Origin of the sequence: Mesorhizobium sp. WSM4311 (assembly GCF_002295115.1) — a bacterium.
In the GTDB taxonomy this organism is placed as follows: domain Bacteria; phylum Pseudomonadota; class Alphaproteobacteria; order Rhizobiales; family Rhizobiaceae; genus Mesorhizobium.
Genome location: NZ_NSFV01000008.1, coordinates 58,099 through 76,282 on the forward strand (window position 1 = coordinate 58,099; position 18,184 = coordinate 76,282).

Here is an 18,184-nt window from a genome sequence, read left to right on the forward strand (position 1 = left end):
TCGAGTGCTTATGAAAATCAAGACTTCAATCCATCCTTCCTCCGTCGTGGAAGAGGGCGCTCAAATCGGTCAGGGCGTGCGCATAGGGCCGTTCTGCCACATCAGCGCCGAGGCCGTGATCGGCGATGGTGTCGAACTGGTCAGCCATGTCTCCGTCATAGGCGCGACCACCATCGGCGCCTCGACCAAGGTCTATCCGATGGCGACATTGGGCGCACCGCCGCAGAACACCAAACACAAGGGCGGCCGCACGACGCTGGTCATCGGCGCCAACTGCACCATCCGCGAAGGCGTCACGATGCATGTCGGCACCGACACCAGCCGCGGCGAAACGACAGTGGGCGACAATGGCAATTTCCTTGCCTACGCCCACATCGCCCATGATTGCGTTGTCGGCAAGAACGCTACCTTCGCCAATGGCGCGACGCTGGGCGGCCACTGCGAGATTGGCGACAACGTCTACATAGGCGGCCTCAGTGCCGTTCATCAATTCGTGCGCGTCGGCGACAATGCCTTTCTTGGCGGGTGCTCGGCCTTCGTTGGTGACGTCATTCCCTATGCCATTGCCGTCGGCAACCGCGCCAGCTTGCGCGGTTTGAACATCATCGGCCTCAAGCGCGCCGGTCTACCGCGTTCCGAAATCCATCTGTTGCGCAAAGCCTACAAGACAATTTTCGACCGCTCCCGCACCGTCGGCGAGAACATCGAATCCGCCAAGGCCGAGTTCGCCTCTTCGCCGACCGCCATGAAGATCGTCGACTTCATCAGCAGTCGCGGCAAGCGGCACTATGCAGTGCCATCGCTAAAAGGCAGCGATGGCGACGATACCGACGATGAAGACTGAGGCCGCTTCCGCCGGTCTTGATCTCCCGCCAGATGCCAGGGTCGGCATCATCGCAGGCGGCGGCAGTCTTCCGGTCGAAGTCGCGGCGGGCTCGGCCGGGCAAGGGTATCCGCCCTTCATCGTCCTCATGGAGGGCGAAGCCGACCGTCTGCCGGAATTGTGCCGGTACGAGCATGAGACCCTTGCCCTGGAGGCGATAGGCTCGCTTATTCCTTTGCTCAAACGCCACCGGATTACCCATCTGGTGCTTGCCGGCGAGATCAAGCGCCGGCCAAGGCTGACGCATCTGCGCCCAAGCCTTAGCCTGCTGGCGGTGATACCAATTGTTGTCATGGCGCTGGCGCGTGGCGACGATGGCTTGCTGAAGGTGGTGGCGCGCGGTCTTGAGGCGCGAGGGATTAAGGTCATGGGCGCCCACGAGATCGTGCCGAGCCTGGTCGCCGCCGAAGGCGTCTTGACCAAAGCGGCGCCGCAGAAATCGGATTGGCGCGACATCGAGGCAGGCTTTGCGGCGGCGAAGGCCATCGGGGCGCTGGATATCGGCCAGGCGGCGATCGCGGTCGGCGGCCGGGCCATCGCGCTCGAGGGTATCGAGGGTACGGCCGGATTGCTCGACCGCGCCAAACCGCTGCGTGGCCACGGCCGTATCGCCGGCAAGACCCGCGGCGTCCTGGTCAAATGCGCCAAGCCTGGCCAGGAACTGCGCGCGGACCTTCCGTCCATCGGGCCGCAGACGGTCGAAGCGGCCCATGTGGCGGGGCTTGCCGGCATTGCCGTCGAAGCAGGGCGCTCGCTGATCCTCGAAGGCCCCGCGACACTGTCGCGCGCCAATGAACTTGGCCTGTTCATCGTCGGCTTGGCCGCAGCGGAGCCCGCGCATGGCTGACAAGGGGCTGAAGATCGCGATCGTCGCCGGCGAGGAATCGGGTGACCTGCTTGGCGCCGACATCGTGCGCTCGCTCCGCCAGATAACAGGTCGCGAGGTGCAGCTTGTTGGCCTCGGCGGCCGGCATCTCAGCGAATTGGGCCTGGTGTCCCCCTTTGATGCCGGTGAGATCGCGCTGATGGGTTTCAGTGCCGTCCTGCGCGATCTGCCGCGTCTCATCAGGCGGATCGGTCAACTGGCCAAAACCATCGCCGAGGAAAAGCCGGACTGCCTGGTCACCATCGACAGTCCGGACTTTTCCTTGCGCGTCGCCAGGAAGGTGCGGGCGGCCAATCCGTCGATACCGATCATCCACTATGTCTGCCCGAGCGTCTGGGCCTGGCGGCCGGGCAGGGCGGTGGCGATGAAGCCCTATGTCGACCACATCCTCTGCATCCTGCCGTTCGAGGTGAAGGAGCTCGACCGGCTGGGCGGCCCGCCGGGCACCTATGTCGGGCATCGCCTGACGCATGATGCGGGCGTTCTTGCCGCCCAGAAGGCGCAGGCCTTGCCGCGCGATCTTGCCCAGGACCGGATCAAGACATTGCTCGTCCTGCCGGGCTCGCGGCGCGGCGAGGTACGGCGGCTGATCGAACCATTCGGCGAGACCGTGTCGATGCTGCGCGCGCGCGGGAATCGGCTGCGACTGCTGCTACCGACGGTTCCGCATGTCGCCGATCTCGTCAAATCCTCGGTCAACCGTTGGGACGAAAAACCCGAAATCATCGTTGATCCGCAACGCAAATGGCAGGCTTTCGGCAGGGCCGACGCCGCGCTGATCGCATCGGGAACCGTATCGCTGGAACTGGCTTTGGCTGGTGTGCCGATGGTGTCGTCCTACAGGCTCGATCCGGTCGCCCGTGCAGTTGCGCCGTATCTTGTTTCGGTCTGGTCGGCGCTGCTGCCCAATCTCATCTCGGATCGCGCCCTTATCCCGGAGTTCTACAACGAGTACGTCAAGCCGAACAATCTGGCTCGCCAACTGGAAGCGTTGTTCGCCGACAGCGGCATGCGCGCCTGGCAGAAGGACGGCTTTGCCGAGATCGCGCGGCGCATGGCGACGGACAGGCCATCGGGTGAGATCGCGGCGGGCGTGGTGCTGCGCCATATAAAAAAGGCGCCCTGAGAGGCGCCTTTTTTATGATCTAGACAGCTTCGGTCAGCGCTTGGCGATCGGCACGTAGTCGCGCTCCGGCGCACCGGTGTAGAGCTGGCGCGGGCGGCCGATCTTCTGGCGCGGATCCTCGATCATCTCCTTCCACTGCGCGATCCAGCCGACGGTGCGGGCGACCGCGAACAGCACGGTGAACATCGTGGTGGGGAAGCCCAGGGCCTTCAGCGTGATGCCGGAATAGAAGTCGACATTCGGATAGAGCTTCTTCTCGATGAAATAGGGATCGGTCAGCGCGATCTTTTCCAGTTCCATGGCGATGTCGAGCAGCGGATCGTCCTTGATGCCGAGTTCGCCCAGCACCTCGTGCGCCGTCTTCTGCATGATTTTCGCTCGAGGATCGTAGTTCTTGTAGACGCGGTGGCCAAAGCCCATCAGCCGGAACGGGTCGTCCTTGTCCTTGGCGCGGGCGATGAACTCCGGGATGTGATCAACATGGCCGATCTCGCCCAGCATGTTCAGCGCCGCTTCATTGGCGCCACCATGGGCCGGGCCCCACAGGCATGCAATGCCGGCGGCGATGCAGGCGAACGGGTTGGCGCCCGAAGAGCCGGCGAGGCGAACCGTCGAGGTCGAGGCATTCTGCTCGTGATCGGCGTGCAGGATGAATATGCGCTCCATGGCGCGCGCCAGCACCGGGTTGATCTTGTACTCCTCGCACGGCACGGCAAAGCACATATGCAGGAAGTTTGCCGCGAAACCGAGATCGTTCTTCGGGTAAATGAAGGGCTGGCCGATGTGATACTTGTAGGCCATGGCCGCGATCGTCGGCATCTTGGCGATCAGACGCATCGACGCCACCATGCGCTGGTATGGGTCCGAGATGTCGGTGGAGTCGTGATAGAAGGCCGACAGCGCGCCGACCACGCCGCACATGACTGCCATCGGGTGAGCGTCGCGGCGGAAGCCGGTGAAGAAGCGCGACATCTGCTCGTGCACCATGGTGTGGCGCGTCACGCGGTAGTCGAAATCGTCCTTCTGCGCCTTTGTCGGCAGTTCACCGTAGAGCAGGAGGTAGCAGACTTCGAGGAAGTCACCGTGTTCGGCCAGCTGGTCGATCGGATAGCCGCGGTGCAGGAGAATACCGGCATCGCCGTCGATGAAGGTGATCTCGGACTCACAACTTGCCGTCGAAGTGAAGCCGGGGTCGTAGGTGAAGGCGCCGGTCGTGCTGTAGAGCGAGGCGATGTCGATGACGTCGGGTCCGACGGAGCCGCTTCGCACCTTGAATTCATGGGTCTTGCCGGCGAATTGAAGCGTTGCGATAGCCTCTTGGTTCGCGCCGCCCACATCCAGTTTTTTCGCAGCTTCGGTCATTGCAAACTCCTTGTTGTTTCCTCATGCCGGCAAAGGCAAATTCTGCAGAGCGACACGTCGAAATCACCGCAATGCGCGTATTCGCCACCGCATTTTAGGAGGTGCGTGCCAGATTGGGCCAAGGCCTAATGTTGCACTGCGAAACGCCCCTTTCAATGCCAATCTTCTTGGGCCAGTTCGCTCCTAATCGATTTGATCCGCTATGCGCGCCAGGCTTTCCTCGCGCCCAAGCACGGCAAGCACGTCGAACACGCCGGGCGAGGTGCTTTTGCCGGTCAGCGCGGCCCGCAACGGTTGGGCCACGGCGCCAAGCTTGTGGCCACCGGCCAGCGCATAGTCGCGGATCGCGGCTTCCGCCGCGGCCGCCGTCCAGTCGCTCGACAGCCCATTCAAAGCTTCGTGAGCGCCGCGCAGGATTTTGCGGGCACCGTCATTGAGCAGGAGGGCCGCCTTCTCGTCGACCGGCAGCGGGCGCGTAGCGAACAGATAGGCCGCGCCATCGACGAGTTCGACCAGCGTCTTGGCGCGCTCCTTCAGGCCCGGAAGCGCCGCCAGCAACTGCGCCTTGTTGTGTTCGTTGAGGCGCGCGGCCATCGCCGGGCCGCCCTCGAGATAGGGCAGGGTGGCGATGAAGATGTCCAACAGCTCCGCGTCGGCCATGCGCCGCATATGCGCGCCGTTGATGGCTTCCAGCTTGGCGAAATCGAAGCGGGCAGCGCCCTTGTTGACGTCGCCGATATCGAACCAGGAGATCATGTCCTTGATCGACATGATCTCGTCATCGCCATGACTCCAGCCCAGTCGCGCCAGATAGTTGAGCAGTGCCTCCGGCAGGTAGCCCATGGCCCGATAGGCTTCGACGCCGAGCGCGCCATGGCGCTTCGACAGCTTGGCGCCATCGGCGCCATGGATCAGCGGGATGTGCGACATAGACGGCACGTCCCAGCCCATGGCGTTGTAGATCACGGTCTGGCGGGCGGCATTGGTCAGGTGGTCGTCGCCGCGGATGATGTGCGTGACACCCATGTCATGATCGTCGACGACGACGGCATGCATATAGGTCGGGTTGCCGTCCGAACGCAGGATGATGAAGTCGTCGAGATCCTTGTTGGGGAAGCGCACCTCGCCCTGGACGCGGTCATGGACGATCGTCTCGCCTTCGGTCGGCGCCTTGATGCGGATGGCGCCCTTGACGCCCGCAGGCGCCTCCGAGGGGCTGCGGTCGCGCCACTGGCCGTTGTAGCGCGGCGGCAGGCCCTTGGCCCGTGCTGCCTCGCGCATGGCTTCGAGCTCGGCCGGCGTTTCGTAGCTGTAATAGGCCTTGCCCATGCGAACGAGTTCTTCGGCGACCTCGCGGTGGCGCGGCGCGCGCTCGAATTGCGAGACCGCGTCGCCGTCCCAGGTCAAGCCGAGCCAGGTGAGGCCGTCGAGGATGGCGGCCGTCGCGGCGGCGGTCGAACGCTCGCGATCGGTGTCCTCGATGCGCAGCAGCATCGTGCCGCCGGTGTGTTTGGCATAGAGCCAGTTGAACAGCGCCGTGCGCGCGCCGCCGATGTGCAGATAGCCGGTGGGCGAGGGGGCAAAACGGGTGACGACCTTGTCGGACATGAAACTCTCGGAAACCATCTGAAGCGGGGTGCGGCTGCGCGGACTTTCGCGCGTCGCGCGTTCATGTAGCATAGGGCGTCAGCGGTGCAAGGGGCAGACCCGATGGCTGGACGAGGCCGGGGCTCGGAACAGGGCGAGGACGCTGGTGTTGGCGTCAGCGAACGGTCCCTGTTTGCGATTCCGCCGCCAGTCTCGCAGCCGCTATCGCCTCTGGTGCCGGGCTCCGATCGTCAACCGCCGCAGGCGGATATGCCGGCGACACTTCCGCCGCCTGCTTCAGGCCGGATTGTGCGTGTCCGGCGGCGACTCGCCCGGGTTTCCTGGCCTCGCCTGCGCCATGGTGCGGCGACGGCAGCGGAGCTCGAGCTTGACCGGGGCATCGCCTTCCTGCTGGTGCCGGTTTGTCTGGCCGCTGGAGCGATCGGCTATTATTCGCTCGCGGCGGAGCCTGATTTTGCAAAGCCTGTCGCGGTCGTCGTGCTGATGGCGGTCTGTGCGCTTGTTTCGCGCTCCTGGCCGAAAACCCATCTGGGCTTCATGGCGGCATTGTTGTGCGCGCTTGGCCTGCTTGTCGCCAAGGTCGAGACATGGCGGGCGGGTACCCAGATGCTGGGTTCGGAAATCTCGACGCAAGTGACCGGCCGCGTCGTTTCGCTCGACCGGATGGAGACCGGCCGCATCCGGCTGACCATCGACGTGACGTCGACCGCACGGCCGAAACTGCGTTATGCGCCGGAAAGGGTCAGGCTTTCGGCGCGAGATATCCCGGCGGAAATGACCGCCGGCTCCATGGTCACCGGCTACGCTAAACTGTTGCCGCCGACCGGCCCGGTGCGGCCGGACAGCTACGATTTCTCCTTCGACAGCTATTTCGCCGGTATTGGCGGCAGCGGCTTCTTTCTCGGCAATCCAAAGCTTGTCTCAGCCACGGACGACGAGGTGCCGCTCACGGCCCGCCTTTTCTCGGGGATAGAAAATGCTCGTGAAGCCATTGCCGACCACATCAGGGCCAGGGTTGGCGGTGCCGAGGGTGAGATCGCGGCGGCGCTGATCGTCGGTGTGCGGGCCGGCATTCCCGATGAAATCAACGAGGCGATGCGGCGCACCGGCATCTATCACATCATCTCCATTTCCGGGCTGCATATGGCGCTGGTCGCCGGCACCATCATGGGGCTGCTGCGCGGTGCCTTCGCGCTGTTTCCGGACTTTTCCGCGCGTCGGCCGGTGAAGAAATATGCGGCCGCCGCCGCCCTGTTCTCGATCGCCGCCTATCTCGTCATTTCCGGTGTCGTCGTTGCCGCCGAACGCAGCTTCATCATGCTGGCGGTGATGCTTGTTGCCGTCCTGTTCGATCGCGCGGCACTGACCATGCGCAACCTCGCCATCTCGGCGATCGCCGTCATTGTGGTGTCGCCGCATGAGGTTGTCGGCCCAAGCTTCCAGATGTCGTTCGCCGCGACCGCCGCGCTGGTCGGCGCCTATGCCGGCTGGGCGGATCACCATGCGGGAAAGGCAAGACCGCCACCGCCAAAGCGAACTCTGCCGGGTTTTCTCACGCGAAAATTCCTGCTGGCGACGGGCGGGCTGGCGATGACCTCCATCATCGCCGGCTGCGCCACGGCGCTGTTTGCCATCTGGCATTTCCAGCGTGTGTCGCCGCTCAGCCTGTTCGCCAATCTGGCCGTCATGCCGATCGTGTCACTGATTGTCATGCCTTTCGCTGTTCTCAGTTCTCTTGCGATGCCCTTTGGTGCCGACGGCCCCTTCCTTTACGTGATGGGCAAGGGCCTGACCGCAATGATCGCCATATCGGCGTGGATATCGGAACGCTCCCCGGTCGATGCGGTCGGGCTGATTTCGCAGCGATCCGTGCTGCTGGTGACCATCGCCCTGGTCATCGCGACGATGGCGACGACCTGGCTGCGGCTCGCGGCAGTGCCATTCGCGCTTGCCGGCCTGCTGACAGTATCGGATACGCGCACCCCGGATGTGCTGATTTCCGAGGATGCGCGGTTGGTGGCGCTGCCGATCGGCGGTGGAGAACTCGCGGTCAGCCGGGCTCGCCCGAACGAGTTCACCGTCGACAATTGGAAACGCGCGCTGGTGTCCGAAACCATCGTCGTGCCGGAGATGTTCGACAGGGCGGACGGGCAATTCGACATTGCCGATGCCGTCAATCTGCCGCCGGGAGCACCGTTCTACTGCACGGATGGCGTCTGTCTTGCACGGCACCCGTCGGGTGCGATCATCGCGCATGTCGAAGACCGCAAGGATACCTGGAAAGCCTGCGGTTTCGCCGACCTGATCGTCGTCAATGACGCGACGGGCTATGATGCCTGCCACAATCCGCTGGTTCTTGTCGTCACCAAACGGCAACTTGCCCGCAAAGGCAGTGCCGCCGTGTTCTTCGACCGCCAATCGGCAACTGGCCCGCCAACCGTCAGCTTCGCGGTGGACGGGCCGTATCGGCCTTGGCACGAGCAGCGAAAATTTTCGCGTGAGGCGAGGGGGCTGGCGCCCTATCAAAAACCCGAAAAGACGGCCGCTCCTGCTCAGTAACGCCGGATCAGCCCGACAAGCTTGCCCTGCACCTTGACCCTGTCTGGCCCGAAAATGCGCGTCTCGTAGGCCGGGTTGGCGGCTTCAAGGGCGATCGAGGCGCCCTTGCGGCGGAACCGTTTCAGGGTTGCTTCCTCCTCGTCGACCAGCGCCACGACGATCTCGCCCGGGCTCGCCGTGTCGGCGTTGCGGATGATGACCGTGTCGCCGTCGAAGATGCCGGCGTCGATCATCGAGTCGCCCTTGACCTCCAGCGCATAGTGCTCGCCACCCATGATCATGTCCGGCGGCACCGAGATCGAATGCGTCTGGTGCTGGATGGCATCGATCGGCACACCGGCGGCGATGCGGCCCATCACTGGGATCGACACGGCGGAAACCGCATCGTCATCATTGCCGGCCGCAGGCAAACGCGACTGCGCCGGCTTGATCTGGCGGCCAAGACCGCCCTGGCCGAGGCTGCCCTGGATGACGCTTGGCGAGAATTTCTTTGCCGCGTTAAGGCCGGGCGCGATCGAATCCGGCAGCCGCAGCACTTCCAGTGCCCGCGCCCGGTTGGGCAGCCGGCGGATGAAGCCGCGTTCCTCCAGTGCCGTGATCAGGCGATGGATGCCCGACTTGGAGGCGAGATCGAGCGCTTCCTTCATTTCGTCGAAGGACGGCGGAATGCCGCTTTCCTTGAGCCGTTCATGAATGAACATCAGCAGTTCATGTTGCTTGCGTGTCAGCATGGCGGCCCCCCGAGGCGTTGAACGACGGATTTGAATCAGAATCGAAAAACAAACCCAGAACAAACACTATCTGTTCCAGTTGTGTTCCGCAACTGTTTAAAGTTTAATGAATTTGTTAACGCGTCTGAAATTTTTTGACCGGGGCAGAGGGTCGCGATCAATGATTTCCCTGCCGGTACGCGCATTGAAATCGTTTCGGTTAATGGCCTGTGGCCTAGCCCTGAATGCGGTTTGGCATCAGGTGTTTGGGAGGCGTCTGCGGGGCGGATTTGAGCGGCGTATCGATCCATTCCGGCAGAACGAAACGAAACCAAAACGCCAACGATCGTGAGTTCAGGGTCGGCACGGCCACGTGGATCCGGACGCGGCGGAAGCATCATCCGGAAACCGCTTTCAGGCTGCCGGCGCGCGCGGTGTAAGTGTTGGCGCCGTTGTCTTCGCTGTGGACATAGACATGCAGCGTGTAGCCGATATGCGCCGTCATCAGCGCCTTTGCCCGCTCTACATCCCGATCGAGCGCCGCTTCCATGATCGCGGTGTGATGCTCGATGGCGATCGCCTCGCGCAGCGCGTCCATTGCCTCGCCGTAGCCGTCCTTCAGGCCGGCCGCCGCCCGCAAAGTCGGCGCCAGGCCGAGAAACCGATGATGCCGACGCAGCTGATCGGCGATCGTCGAGCGGAAGCGCAACAGCCAGTTTGACGTCGCCGCGCTCAGCAGCGCCGCATGGAAGGCCTCGTGGCTCTCGTCCCATTTGTCGACGGCCGCATCGGAAGGGTCATCGACCGCGGTCTTGCAGCGGGAGAGCCGGTAATGAGCGGTGACGACCGCATCCTCCCATTCCCTGCCGCCGTTCGCGATCGATTCCAGGAACAGCGGCATTTCGACAACCATCCTTGCGCGCGCCAGGTCCTCGAGCTCGGCGCGCGACACGGGAGCGACGGCAAAGCCGCGATTGCTGATGGCAGTGACCAGGCGTTCGGCTTCAAGTCGAGACAAGGCTTCACGCAGCGGCGTCCAGCCGACGCCGTATGTGCCGCGCAGCGCGCTCAGCTTGAGCGGCGCCCCCGGCATGAGGCGGGTGGTCAGGATATCGCGCCGCAGCAGCTGATAGGCCGCCTCGGTCTTCGTGGAATTGTTCTGATCCTGCATCGCGGTCGGTCCATCATCAGCCTGAAAATTATATATGAAGGGGAAGTATGGCAAGAATTATATATAATGTTTGACACGCGGCGAGGGACTGACCATGATCGCCGCAGTTGCCGTCCTTGAGAGCGGCGCTGATCAAATCTGGGAGGAAATGATGTTGAAGTCGAAATCCGCTTGGCTGTCGGGATTGGCCCTGGCAGGCGCGTTGATGGTCAGCGCCGGCAGCGCCGCAGCCGATCAGATACGCATCGGCATCGCCAATTTCGGCGAGCATCCGCAGCTCAATGCCGCCATAGCGGGCTTCAAGAAGGCACTGACGGACAAAGGCTTTGTCGAGGGCAAGGACGTCGTCTACACCGAAAGCCACACCAATTTCGATGCATCTCTGGTGCCGCAGATGATCGCCAAGCTGCAGGCGGAGCAGCCCAAGCTGATCTATACCATCACCACGCCGGTCTCGCAGATCGCCAAGAAGGCGCTCGCCGGTTCCGGGATTCCGATCGTCTTTGCCGCGGTCACCGATCCGGTGGCGGCCAAGCTGGTGCCGTCGTGGGACGCCGGAGACGAAGGCATGACCGGCGCCAGCGATCTGCAGGATGTCGCCGCGGTAATGGCCTTCACCAAGAAGCTGCTGCCGAACGCCAAGCGCTTCGGCGTGCCCTACAATCCGGGCGAGGCCAATGACGTTGCCCTGATCGAAAAGATCAAGGCGGCGGCACCCGCCGCCGGCTTTGAAGTCGTCGAAGTCGGCATCGACAACGTCAATGACATCCAGCAACGCATCGCTTCGCTCGCAGGCAAGGCCGACGTGATCTACGGTCCGGCCTCGAACCTGATCCAGCCGGCGATCGCCGCCGTCTCTGCAGCCGCACGCCAGGCGGGAATCCCGGTCGTCAACTCCGATGACAGCGCGGTCCGCAACGGTACCGTGCCGGCAAGCTTCGCGGTCAATTACACGCAGGTCGGCATGAACGCCGGCAACATCGCGGCCGAGATCCTCAAGGGCAAGGATCCCAAGACGATCGCGCCGTCGCGCCCGGCCTATAAGGACCATATGGCAACGATTTCCCGCAAGGCGATGGCCGCGTTCGGCATCGAGATACCGGCCTCGATGGCCGATTGCGGCTGCATCGTCGACTGATATCGGGCTGGACGGGCGACGGCGCCGTCGCCGTCGCCCATCAGGCCAGGGAGGAACGATGCTCGATATCCGATCCGCGCGCAAAGTATTCTACAAGGGGCAGGCCGACGAGAAGGTCGCGCTGGACGGCCTCAGCCTGTCATTGGCCACCGGCGATTTCGGCATCGTCATCGGCTCCAACGGGGCCGGCAAGAGCAGCATGCTCAACGCCATTTCCGGAGCTCTTGTCCTGGATTCCGGCAAGATCCTGATCAACGGCGCGGACGTGACGGCCATGCCGGTGCACAAGCGCGCCACGCGATTGGCGCGCGTCTTCCAGGATCCGATGCGCGGCACCGCCGCCAGCATGACCGTGGCGGAGAACATGCTGCTGGCCGATCTGCGCAGCCGAAAACGCACGCTGCGACAAGGGCTGAACGCCGCGAGGCTCGCGTCCTACAAGGAGCGCCTGTCGATATTGGGCCTCGGCCTTGAAAATCGTCTCGACACCCGTGTCGACCTACTCTCGGGCGGGCAGCGTCAGTCGCTGTCGCTGATCATGGCTGTCGGCGGATCGCCGGCCCTGCTGCTGCTCGACGAGCATACCGCGGCACTCGACCCGCGCACTGCCGAGATCGTCATGCAGGCGACGGTGCGCGCCGTCAACGCGCTGAAACTGACCACGCTGATGGTTACCCACAACATGCAGCACGCCGTCGACTATGGCAGCCGGGTGATCATGCTCGATGCGGGCCGGGTCCTGCTGGAGGTCACTGGCGAGGAGAAGGCCAGGGTCACGGTTATCGATCTGATCGGCCATTTTTCCATCAAGACCGACCGCATGTTGCTGGCGAGCTGATCACCATGGGCTTTATTCAGGACGTTCTCACCAGCTTTGTCGCGATCATGCCGGTGACCCTGGCGCAGAGCCTGATCCTGGCCTTTGTCGTGCTCGGCATCATGATCCCGTTCCGCATGCTGAATTTTCCCGATCTGACCAGCGAAGGCGCCTTTCCGCTGGGCGGCTGCGTCTGCGGCGTGCTTCTTGCCGCCGGCGTATCGCCGCTGACCTGCATCGTCGTCGCATTCGCGGCGGGCTTCGCGGCGGGCTGCTGCACCGCCTTCATCCATCTGCGCTTCCGCATCCACACGCTGCTGGCGGGCATCCTGATGATGACGATGCTTTACAGCATCAACCTGCGCATCATGGGCAAGTCCAACCTCTCGGTTTTCGGCTCGCCGACCGTGTTCGACTGGGTGCCGTTCGCACGGCCGGGTTTTCCGGCCAGCAAGATCGTTGTCGCCGGCCTTCTCGCGCTCATCGTCTTCGCGGCGCTCTACATGTTCTTCAGGACCGAGAAGGGGACTGCCGTGCGCGCCGTCGGCGCCAATCCCGACATGGCCGAGGCGCAAGGCATCAATGTCTGGGCGGCGACCATCGGCGGTGTCGGGCTGGCGAGCGCGTTTTCGGCGTCGAGCGGCGCACTGATGGTGCAGTCGCAGGGATTTGCCGACGTCAATATGGGGCTGGGTATCCTCATCAACGGCCTGGCCGCGCTGATGATCGGCGAGGCGGTCGTCGGCAAGCAGACGGTCTGGCGCCAGCTGCTGGCGCCCTTTGCCGGCGCGATCATCTATTACCAGCTGGTGTCGTTCTGCCTCGCCGCCGGCATGCCGCCTCCCGACCTGAAGCTTGCCACGGGCCTGTTCGTGCTCGCCATGCTTGCCCTGCCGAGCCTCAAGCGCGGCCGGGGATCCGCGCCGGCCCGCGAAGCCATCCGTGAATAATCAGGACCTAAACAACCAGGGAATGTCACAAATCATGCGTGCACCGCTCGATCTCGCAGCAGTCGAAGCCATGGATGCGGCCGATCCGCTGCGCGCCATGCGCGACCGCTTCATTTTGCCGGAAGGCGTGATCTACCTCGACGGCAACTCGCTGGGTGCGGCGGCGCCCGCCGTCTTCAACGAGCTGCAGAAGGCGGCGACGCAGGAATGGGCGCAAGACCTCATCCGCGCCTGGAACACCGCCGGCTGGTTCGACATGCCGGTCGCGCTCGGCGACCAGCTCGGACGGCTGATCGGCGCCGCTTCCGGCCAGACGGTGGTTTGCGACACGACCTCGATCAACATCTACAAGGTGCTGCATGCGGCACTCGGCATGCGGCCGAATCGCTCGGTCATCGTCGCCGAGGGCGACAGTTTTCCAACCGACCTCTACATGGCCGAAGGCGTGGCCTCGACGCGGCCGGGCACGGTGCTGCGGCTCGAAGGCGTCGATGCGCCCACCATCGAGGAACTGATCGACGAGCGCGTCGCCGTCATCCTGGTCAACCACGTCAACTACAAAACCGGACAATTGCGCGACATGGCCGCCCTGACATGCCAGGCCCATCAGGTCGGCGCGCTGATCGTCTGGGATCTCTGCCACACGGCCGGCGCCTTGCCTGTCGAGCTCGATGCCGCGAACGCCGATTTCGCCATCGGCTGCACCTACAAATATCTCAATGGCGGTCCGGGTGCGCCCGCCTTCATCTATGCCGCGAAACGTCATCACGAAGATGTCCACCAGCCGCTGAGCGGCTGGTGGGGCCATGCGCGACCCTTCGCTTTTGAACAAAGCTACACGGCCGGCAGCGGTATCCGCCGGTTCCTGTGCGGCACGCAGCCGGTGCTGTCGATGCGGGCGCTGAAAGGGGCACTCGATATCTGGGATGATGTCGACATGGCGGCGGTGCGCAAGAAGAGCATCGCGCTCACCGACCTGTTCATCCAGCTCGTCGAAGCCAGATGCGGCGCCTACGGCCTCGAACTCGAAGGCCCGCGCAACGGCAATGCGCGCGGCAGCCAGGTGTCGTTCCTCCACCCGCACGGCTACCAGGTGATGCGGGCCTTGATCGAGCGCGGCGTGATCGGCGATTTCCGTGCGCCGTCGACCATCCGCTTCGGCTTCACGCCGCTCTATGTCGGCTACAAGGACGTCTGGCAGGCGGTCGAGGTGCTTGAGGACATCCTGCGCACCGGCGCATGGCAGGAAGCGCGTTTCGCGGTCAAGACAGCGGTGACCTGAGAGGTCAGCGCATTCCAGGAAAAGTGTTGGCGGTTTTCCCACAGGAAAAAGTCAAAGTCGGGTGCGAACCGTCCACAGTTCGGGAAACAGCACAACCTCGAGCATCTTCTTCAGGTAGGAAGCGCCCGAGGTGCCGCCGGTGCCGCGCTTCAGGCCGATGATGCGCTCGACCGTGGTGACATGGTTGAAGCGCCAGCGGCGGAAATAGTCCTCGAAATCGACCAGTTTCTCGGCCAGTTCATAGAACATCCAGTAGCGCTGCGGATCGCGGTAAACGGTCTGCCAGGCGACCAGGACTTCTTCGTTTTCGCTGCGCGTCTCGCGCCAGTCCGTGCGTCTGGCGTCGGCGCCGATGTCGAACCCATTGCGCGCCAGAAGCAGCAATGCTTCATCATAGAGCGACGGCTCGGCCAGGATTGCCTCCAGCTTGCCGGTGAGGTCCGGCCGGTGCTTGTGGGGTCCGAGCATTGCGAGGTTGCGGTTGCCCGCCATGAACTCGATGGCGCGGTACTGCCAGGACTGAAAGCCCGAGGACTGGCCGAGCGCATCGCGGAATTCGGTGTATTCGCTGGGCGTCATCGTGCGCAGCACGTCCCAGGCATTGTTCAACTGCTCGAAAATCCGGGCGACGCGCGACAGCATCTTGAAGCTCGGCTCGAGCCGGTCGGCGCGAATGGAGCGGATGGCGGCGCCGATCTCATGCAGAGCGAGCTTCATCCAGAGTTCCGAGGTCTGGTGCTGGATGATGAACAGCATCTCGTCATGCGCCGACGACAGCGGCGTCTGTGCGTCCAGCACTTTCTCCAGATGCAGATAGTCGCTGTAGGACATGCGTTCCTTGAACGACATCTGTGCGCCTTCGGACGCCGGATCGTAGGGCTCGCTCAATTGATTTTCTCCGTGCGCAGCCGGAAGCGCTGGATCTTGCCGGTCTGGGTCTTGGGCAGGGCGGCGATGAATTTGACCGAGCGCGGATATTTGTAGGGCGCAATCGTTGCCTTGACGTGGTCCTGCAGGCGCTTGACGGTTAGCGCGTCCGCCGCCACGCCTTGCACCAGCACGACATGCGCCTCGACGATCTGGCCGCGTTCGCCATCCTCGGCGCCTATCACGGCGCATTCGGCGACATCGGGATGCGACAGAAGTGCCGCCTCGACCTCGGGCCCGGCAATGTTGTAGCCGGCGCTGACGATCATGTCGTCGGAACGCGCGGCGAAATGGAAGAAACCGTCCTCGTCCTGGGTAAAAGTGTCGCCGGTGAGGTTCCAGCCGTCGCGCACATAATCCTTCTGCCTGTCGTCGGCCATGTAGCGGCAGCCGGTCGGGCCGCGCACCGCCAGCCGCCCGGTCTCGCCGCGCGGCACCTCGCGCATCGTGTCGTCGACGATGCGCGCCTCATAGCCGCCCACCGGCTTGCCGGTCGATGCAGGCTTCATGTCGCCAAAACGGTTGGAGATGAAGATGTGCAGCATTTCGGTGGCGCCGATGCCGTCGAGGATCGGCTTGCCGGTCTTCTCGGTCCATTCTTCGAAGACCGGAGCCGGCAAGGTCTCGCCGGCCGATACGGCGACGCGCAGCGACGACAAATCGGCGCCTTCATCCATGGCTTTCAGCATGGCGCGGTACGCGGTCGGCGCCGTGAAGGAAATGGTCGCTTTGTAGTTCTCGATGATGTGGACCATGTTGGGTGGCGTCGCCTGTTCCAGCAACGTCGCCGCGGCACCGAAGCGCAAGGGGAAAATGGCGAGGCCACCAAGGCCGAAGGTGAAGGCGAGCGGCGGCGAGCCGACGAAGATGTCGTCCGGCGTGACCTGGAGAATCTCGCGGGCATAGGCATCGGCGATGATCAGGAGATCGCGGTGGAAATGCATCGTCGCCTTCGGCACGCCCGTCGTGCCCGAGGTGAAGCCGAGCAGCGCGACATCGTCCCGGCCGGTGTTGACGGCGGTGAAGGTGACCGGCTTGTCGAGGGCGGCGCGGTCGAGTTCGGCATCATGGTTGGCGGTGCCGTCGAAGCCGATCACCTGCTTCAGGAAGGCGCTGTCCTTGGCGCAGGCGGTCATCTCGTCCATCAGCCTGGTGTCGCAGAGCGCGGTCGTGATCTCCGCCTTGTCGACGATCTTGGTGAGTTCGCCGGCGCGCAGCATCGGCATGGTGTTGACGACGACGGCGCCGACCTTGGTGGCGGCCAGCCAGCAGGCGACCATTGCGGGATTGTTGGCGGAGCGGATCAGGACCCGGTTGCCCGGCTTGATGCCGTAATTCTCGACCAGCGCGTGCGCCAGCCTGTTGGTCCAGTCCGACAGTTCCTTGTAGGTGCGGCGGCGGCCATTGCCGATCAAGGCGGTGTGGTCGCCGAGGCCCTTCTCGACCAACCTGTCGGTCAATTCGACGCCGGCGTTGAGATGCTCAGGGTAATCGAAGCCGTCGAGCAGGAAATCCGGCCATTGATCCGGCGGTGGCAGATGATCGCGCGTGAACGTGTCGATATGCGCTGAAGGCCCAAGCATGTCGCCGCCATCCCATTTGCTTGCCTGGCCAGTGCGCGAAGCATCCGGCCGAGGTGGTGGATATGAAGTTCCCGTCGTTCGCGAGAGGCTTCGTGCAGCCAGCTACACCTTGTTTGTCGACGCCACCGGACGGGTGGCATCCGCAGGTTTGGGCAGCACGGCAGACTTCCCATTGTCGGCTGTTCTTCGGACAGGATCGCACCAGTCGAAATTTGTTTCAAGCCTAAAATGTTTTTGCCCTGGAGCATTGACGCATGGCACGGTGGCGGCCATTGCTAGCGCCAAACGGATGCGCTTTTGCGGGAGGGTACGGATGCTCGAACATCGCATTGCCGATTGGAATAACGCCTACGCCAATGGCGCGAATATCGCCGGCAGCGACCGCTGGCCGGCTGCCTGGGCGGAGCCGGCGCAGGCGTTTCGCGATGCGCTTTCGGCGGCGGGCCGGGCACGACTGGACATCGCCTATGGCGAGCGACCGCGCAATCGCTTCGATCTTTTCCTTCCCGACGCCGCGCCCAAGGGGCTCGTGGTGTTCATCCATGGCGGTTACTGGCTGGAGTCCGACAAGAGCGACTGGTCGCATCTGGCCAAGGGCGCTGTCGGCAGCGGCTTTGCCGCGGCGATGCCGTCCTACACGCAGTGCCCGGACATACGCATCGCCGGCATCGTCCGTGAAATCGGCGCGGCGATCGAAAAAGTGGCGGCGATGGTCGACGGACCGCTGATTTTGACCGGACATTCGGCCGGCGGCCATCTCGCCAGCCGCATGGTGACCACATCAACGCCGCTGCCCACCGATGTGGCAAAGCGAATACGTCATGTCGTTTCGATCTCGGGCCTGCACGACCTGCGCCCGCTGATGCGCACCGCTATGAACGCCGCTTTGGCAATCGACGAGGCCGAAGCCCAGGCCGAGAGCCCCGCGCTGCTGCTGCCCCTGGATGGCACGCGCATCACCTGCTGGGCCGGCGGCGGCGAGCGTTCGGAGTTCCTGCGGCAGAATGCGCTGCTGGCCAATATCTGGACCGGACTTGGCGCCGCCACCAGCTGCGTGGTCGAGCCCGACCGGCACCATTACGACATTGTCGATGGCCTCGCCGATCCGGCGCATGCACTGACGCGAACCTTGATCTCGGAATAGGTGAGATCGTTTTTATCCTGTTATCAGTCAGTTATGGG

At 63.6% G+C, this 18,184-nt stretch carries 15 protein-coding genes; 9 read left to right on the forward strand and 6 right to left on the reverse strand.

Annotation, left to right across the window (positions count from 1 at the left end; translation table 11 throughout):
* Positions 1-10 precede the first annotated feature (10 nt).
* Genes lpxA through lpxB form a run of 3 tightly spaced genes read left to right on the forward strand, consistent with a single transcriptional unit; the run spans position 11 to position 2,895 of the window.
* Positions 11-844, forward strand: a complete 834-nt coding sequence (lpxA, locus tag CK226_RS21510; protein WP_095793021.1) for an acyl-ACP--UDP-N-acetylglucosamine O-acyltransferase — start codon at positions 11-13, stop codon at positions 842-844.
* The gene (locus CK226_RS21515) at positions 816-1,730 is read left to right on the forward strand and encodes an LpxI family protein (RefSeq protein ID WP_095793022.1); all 915 of its coding nucleotides are present in this window, start codon (positions 816-818) and stop codon (positions 1,728-1,730) included. The genes lpxA and CK226_RS21515 overlap by 29 nt, the downstream gene beginning before the upstream one ends.
* A complete protein-coding gene (gene lpxB, locus CK226_RS21520) occupies positions 1,723-2,895 on the forward strand; it encodes a lipid-A-disaccharide synthase (RefSeq protein WP_095793023.1) in 1,173 nt (390 codons plus the stop codon). Before CK226_RS21515 ends, lpxB begins: the two co-directional genes overlap by 8 nt.
* Before the next feature lie 33 nt (positions 2,896-2,928).
* Here the strand turns inward: lpxB and gltA are convergent, their stop codons facing one another.
* Both gltA and gltX read right to left on the reverse strand, forming a co-directional pair.
* Entirely contained in the window at positions 2,929-4,257 is a 1,329-nt protein-coding gene (gltA, locus tag CK226_RS21525; protein ID WP_095774346.1) for a citrate synthase, read from the reverse strand.
* A 183-nt stretch (positions 4,258-4,440) separates the two neighbouring features.
* On the reverse strand, positions 4,441-5,865 hold the full coding sequence (gene gltX, locus CK226_RS21530) for a glutamate--tRNA ligase (protein ID WP_095774471.1): 1,425 nt from the start codon (positions 5,863-5,865) through the stop codon (positions 4,441-4,443).
* Positions 5,866-5,967: 102 nt separating this feature from the next.
* Between gltX and CK226_RS21535 the strand changes: the two genes are divergently transcribed.
* Positions 5,968-8,424, forward strand: coding sequence for a ComEC/Rec2 family competence protein (locus CK226_RS21535; protein WP_095788811.1), 2,457 nt, complete (start codon positions 5,968-5,970; stop codon positions 8,422-8,424).
* Here the strand turns inward: CK226_RS21535 and lexA are convergent.
* Both lexA and CK226_RS21545 read right to left on the reverse strand, forming a co-directional pair.
* The gene (gene lexA / locus CK226_RS21540; RefSeq protein ID WP_095774348.1) at positions 8,418-9,155 is read right to left on the reverse strand and encodes a transcriptional repressor LexA; all 738 of its coding nucleotides are present in this window, start codon (positions 9,153-9,155) and stop codon (positions 8,418-8,420) included. The genes CK226_RS21535 and lexA overlap by 7 nt on opposite strands.
* A 376-nt stretch (positions 9,156-9,531) precedes the next feature.
* A complete protein-coding gene (locus CK226_RS21545; protein ID WP_095793024.1) occupies positions 9,532-10,305 on the reverse strand; it encodes a GntR family transcriptional regulator in 774 nt (257 codons plus the stop codon).
* Between the two features lie 151 nt (positions 10,306-10,456).
* Here CK226_RS21545 and CK226_RS21550 point away from each other — a divergent pair, with 151 nt between their 5' ends.
* The 4 genes from CK226_RS21550 to kynU are packed head-to-tail and all read left to right on the forward strand — an operon-like array spanning position 10,457 to position 14,492.
* Positions 10,457-11,443: an ABC transporter substrate-binding protein gene (locus CK226_RS21550; protein WP_095793119.1), complete on the forward strand. Its 987-nt coding sequence runs from the start codon at positions 10,457-10,459 to the stop codon at positions 11,441-11,443.
* Positions 11,444-11,501: 58 nt separating this feature from the next.
* Entirely contained in the window at positions 11,502-12,281 is a 780-nt protein-coding gene (locus tag CK226_RS21555) for an ABC transporter ATP-binding protein (protein WP_095793025.1), read from the forward strand.
* A gap of 5 nt (positions 12,282-12,286) precedes the next feature.
* The gene (locus CK226_RS21560; protein ID WP_095774351.1) at positions 12,287-13,210 is read left to right on the forward strand and encodes an ABC transporter permease; all 924 of its coding nucleotides are present in this window, start codon (positions 12,287-12,289) and stop codon (positions 13,208-13,210) included.
* A gap of 34 nt (positions 13,211-13,244) precedes the next feature.
* Complete coding sequence (gene kynU / locus CK226_RS21565) at positions 13,245-14,492, forward strand: kynureninase (RefSeq protein ID WP_095793120.1); 1,248 nt, start codon at positions 13,245-13,247, stop codon at positions 14,490-14,492.
* A 51-nt stretch (positions 14,493-14,543) separates the two neighbouring features.
* Here kynU and kynA read toward each other — a convergent pair whose 3' ends face one another.
* Together kynA and CK226_RS21575 are read right to left on the reverse strand one after the other, a co-directional pair.
* The gene (gene kynA / locus CK226_RS21570) at positions 14,544-15,380 is read right to left on the reverse strand and encodes a tryptophan 2,3-dioxygenase (protein ID WP_095774352.1); all 837 of its coding nucleotides are present in this window, start codon (positions 15,378-15,380) and stop codon (positions 14,544-14,546) included.
* Positions 15,377-17,002, reverse strand: coding sequence for an AMP-binding protein (locus CK226_RS21575; protein WP_095793026.1), 1,626 nt, complete (start codon positions 17,000-17,002; stop codon positions 15,377-15,379). The genes kynA and CK226_RS21575 overlap by 4 nt, the downstream gene beginning before the upstream one ends.
* 313 nt (positions 17,003-17,315) lie before the next feature.
* Between CK226_RS21575 and CK226_RS21580 the strand changes: the two genes are divergently transcribed.
* Entirely contained in the window at positions 17,316-18,146 is an 831-nt protein-coding gene (locus CK226_RS21580; protein WP_095793027.1) for an alpha/beta hydrolase, read from the forward strand.
* Positions 18,147-18,184 lie beyond the last annotated feature (38 nt).

Excerpts from the sequence above, each read along its gene's own strand:
- CK226_RS21580 (WP_095793027.1), top strand. The coding sequence starts at position 17,316 with ATGCTCGAACATCGCATTGCCGATTGGAATAACGCCTACGCCAATGGC.
- CK226_RS21545 (WP_095793024.1), bottom strand. The coding sequence starts at position 10,305 with ATGCAGGATCAGAACAATTCCACGAAGACCGAGGCGGCCTATCAGCTG.
- CK226_RS21550 (WP_095793119.1), top strand. The coding sequence starts at position 10,457 with ATGTTGAAGTCGAAATCCGCTTGGCTGTCGGGATTGGCCCTGGCAGGC.
- CK226_RS21535 (WP_095788811.1), top strand. The coding sequence starts at position 5,968 with ATGGCTGGACGAGGCCGGGGCTCGGAACAGGGCGAGGACGCTGGTGTT.
- lexA (WP_095774348.1), bottom strand. The coding sequence starts at position 9,155 with ATGCTGACACGCAAGCAACATGAACTGCTGATGTTCATTCATGAACGG.
- kynU (WP_095793120.1), top strand. The coding sequence starts at position 13,245 with ATGCGTGCACCGCTCGATCTCGCAGCAGTCGAAGCCATGGATGCGGCC.
- lpxA (WP_095793021.1), top strand. The coding sequence starts at position 11 with ATGAAAATCAAGACTTCAATCCATCCTTCCTCCGTCGTGGAAGAGGGC.
- CK226_RS21515 (WP_095793022.1), top strand. The coding sequence starts at position 816 with ATGGCGACGATACCGACGATGAAGACTGAGGCCGCTTCCGCCGGTCTT.
- CK226_RS21575 (WP_095793026.1), bottom strand. The coding sequence starts at position 17,002 with ATGCTTGGGCCTTCAGCGCATATCGACACGTTCACGCGCGATCATCTG.
- CK226_RS21555 (WP_095793025.1), top strand. The coding sequence starts at position 11,502 with ATGCTCGATATCCGATCCGCGCGCAAAGTATTCTACAAGGGGCAGGCC.
- CK226_RS21560 (WP_095774351.1), top strand. The coding sequence starts at position 12,287 with ATGGGCTTTATTCAGGACGTTCTCACCAGCTTTGTCGCGATCATGCCG.
- gltA (WP_095774346.1), bottom strand. The coding sequence starts at position 4,257 with ATGACCGAAGCTGCGAAAAAACTGGATGTGGGCGGCGCGAACCAAGAG.
- lpxB (WP_095793023.1), top strand. The coding sequence starts at position 1,723 with ATGGCTGACAAGGGGCTGAAGATCGCGATCGTCGCCGGCGAGGAATCG.
- gltX (WP_095774471.1), bottom strand. The coding sequence starts at position 5,865 with ATGTCCGACAAGGTCGTCACCCGTTTTGCCCCCTCGCCCACCGGCTAT.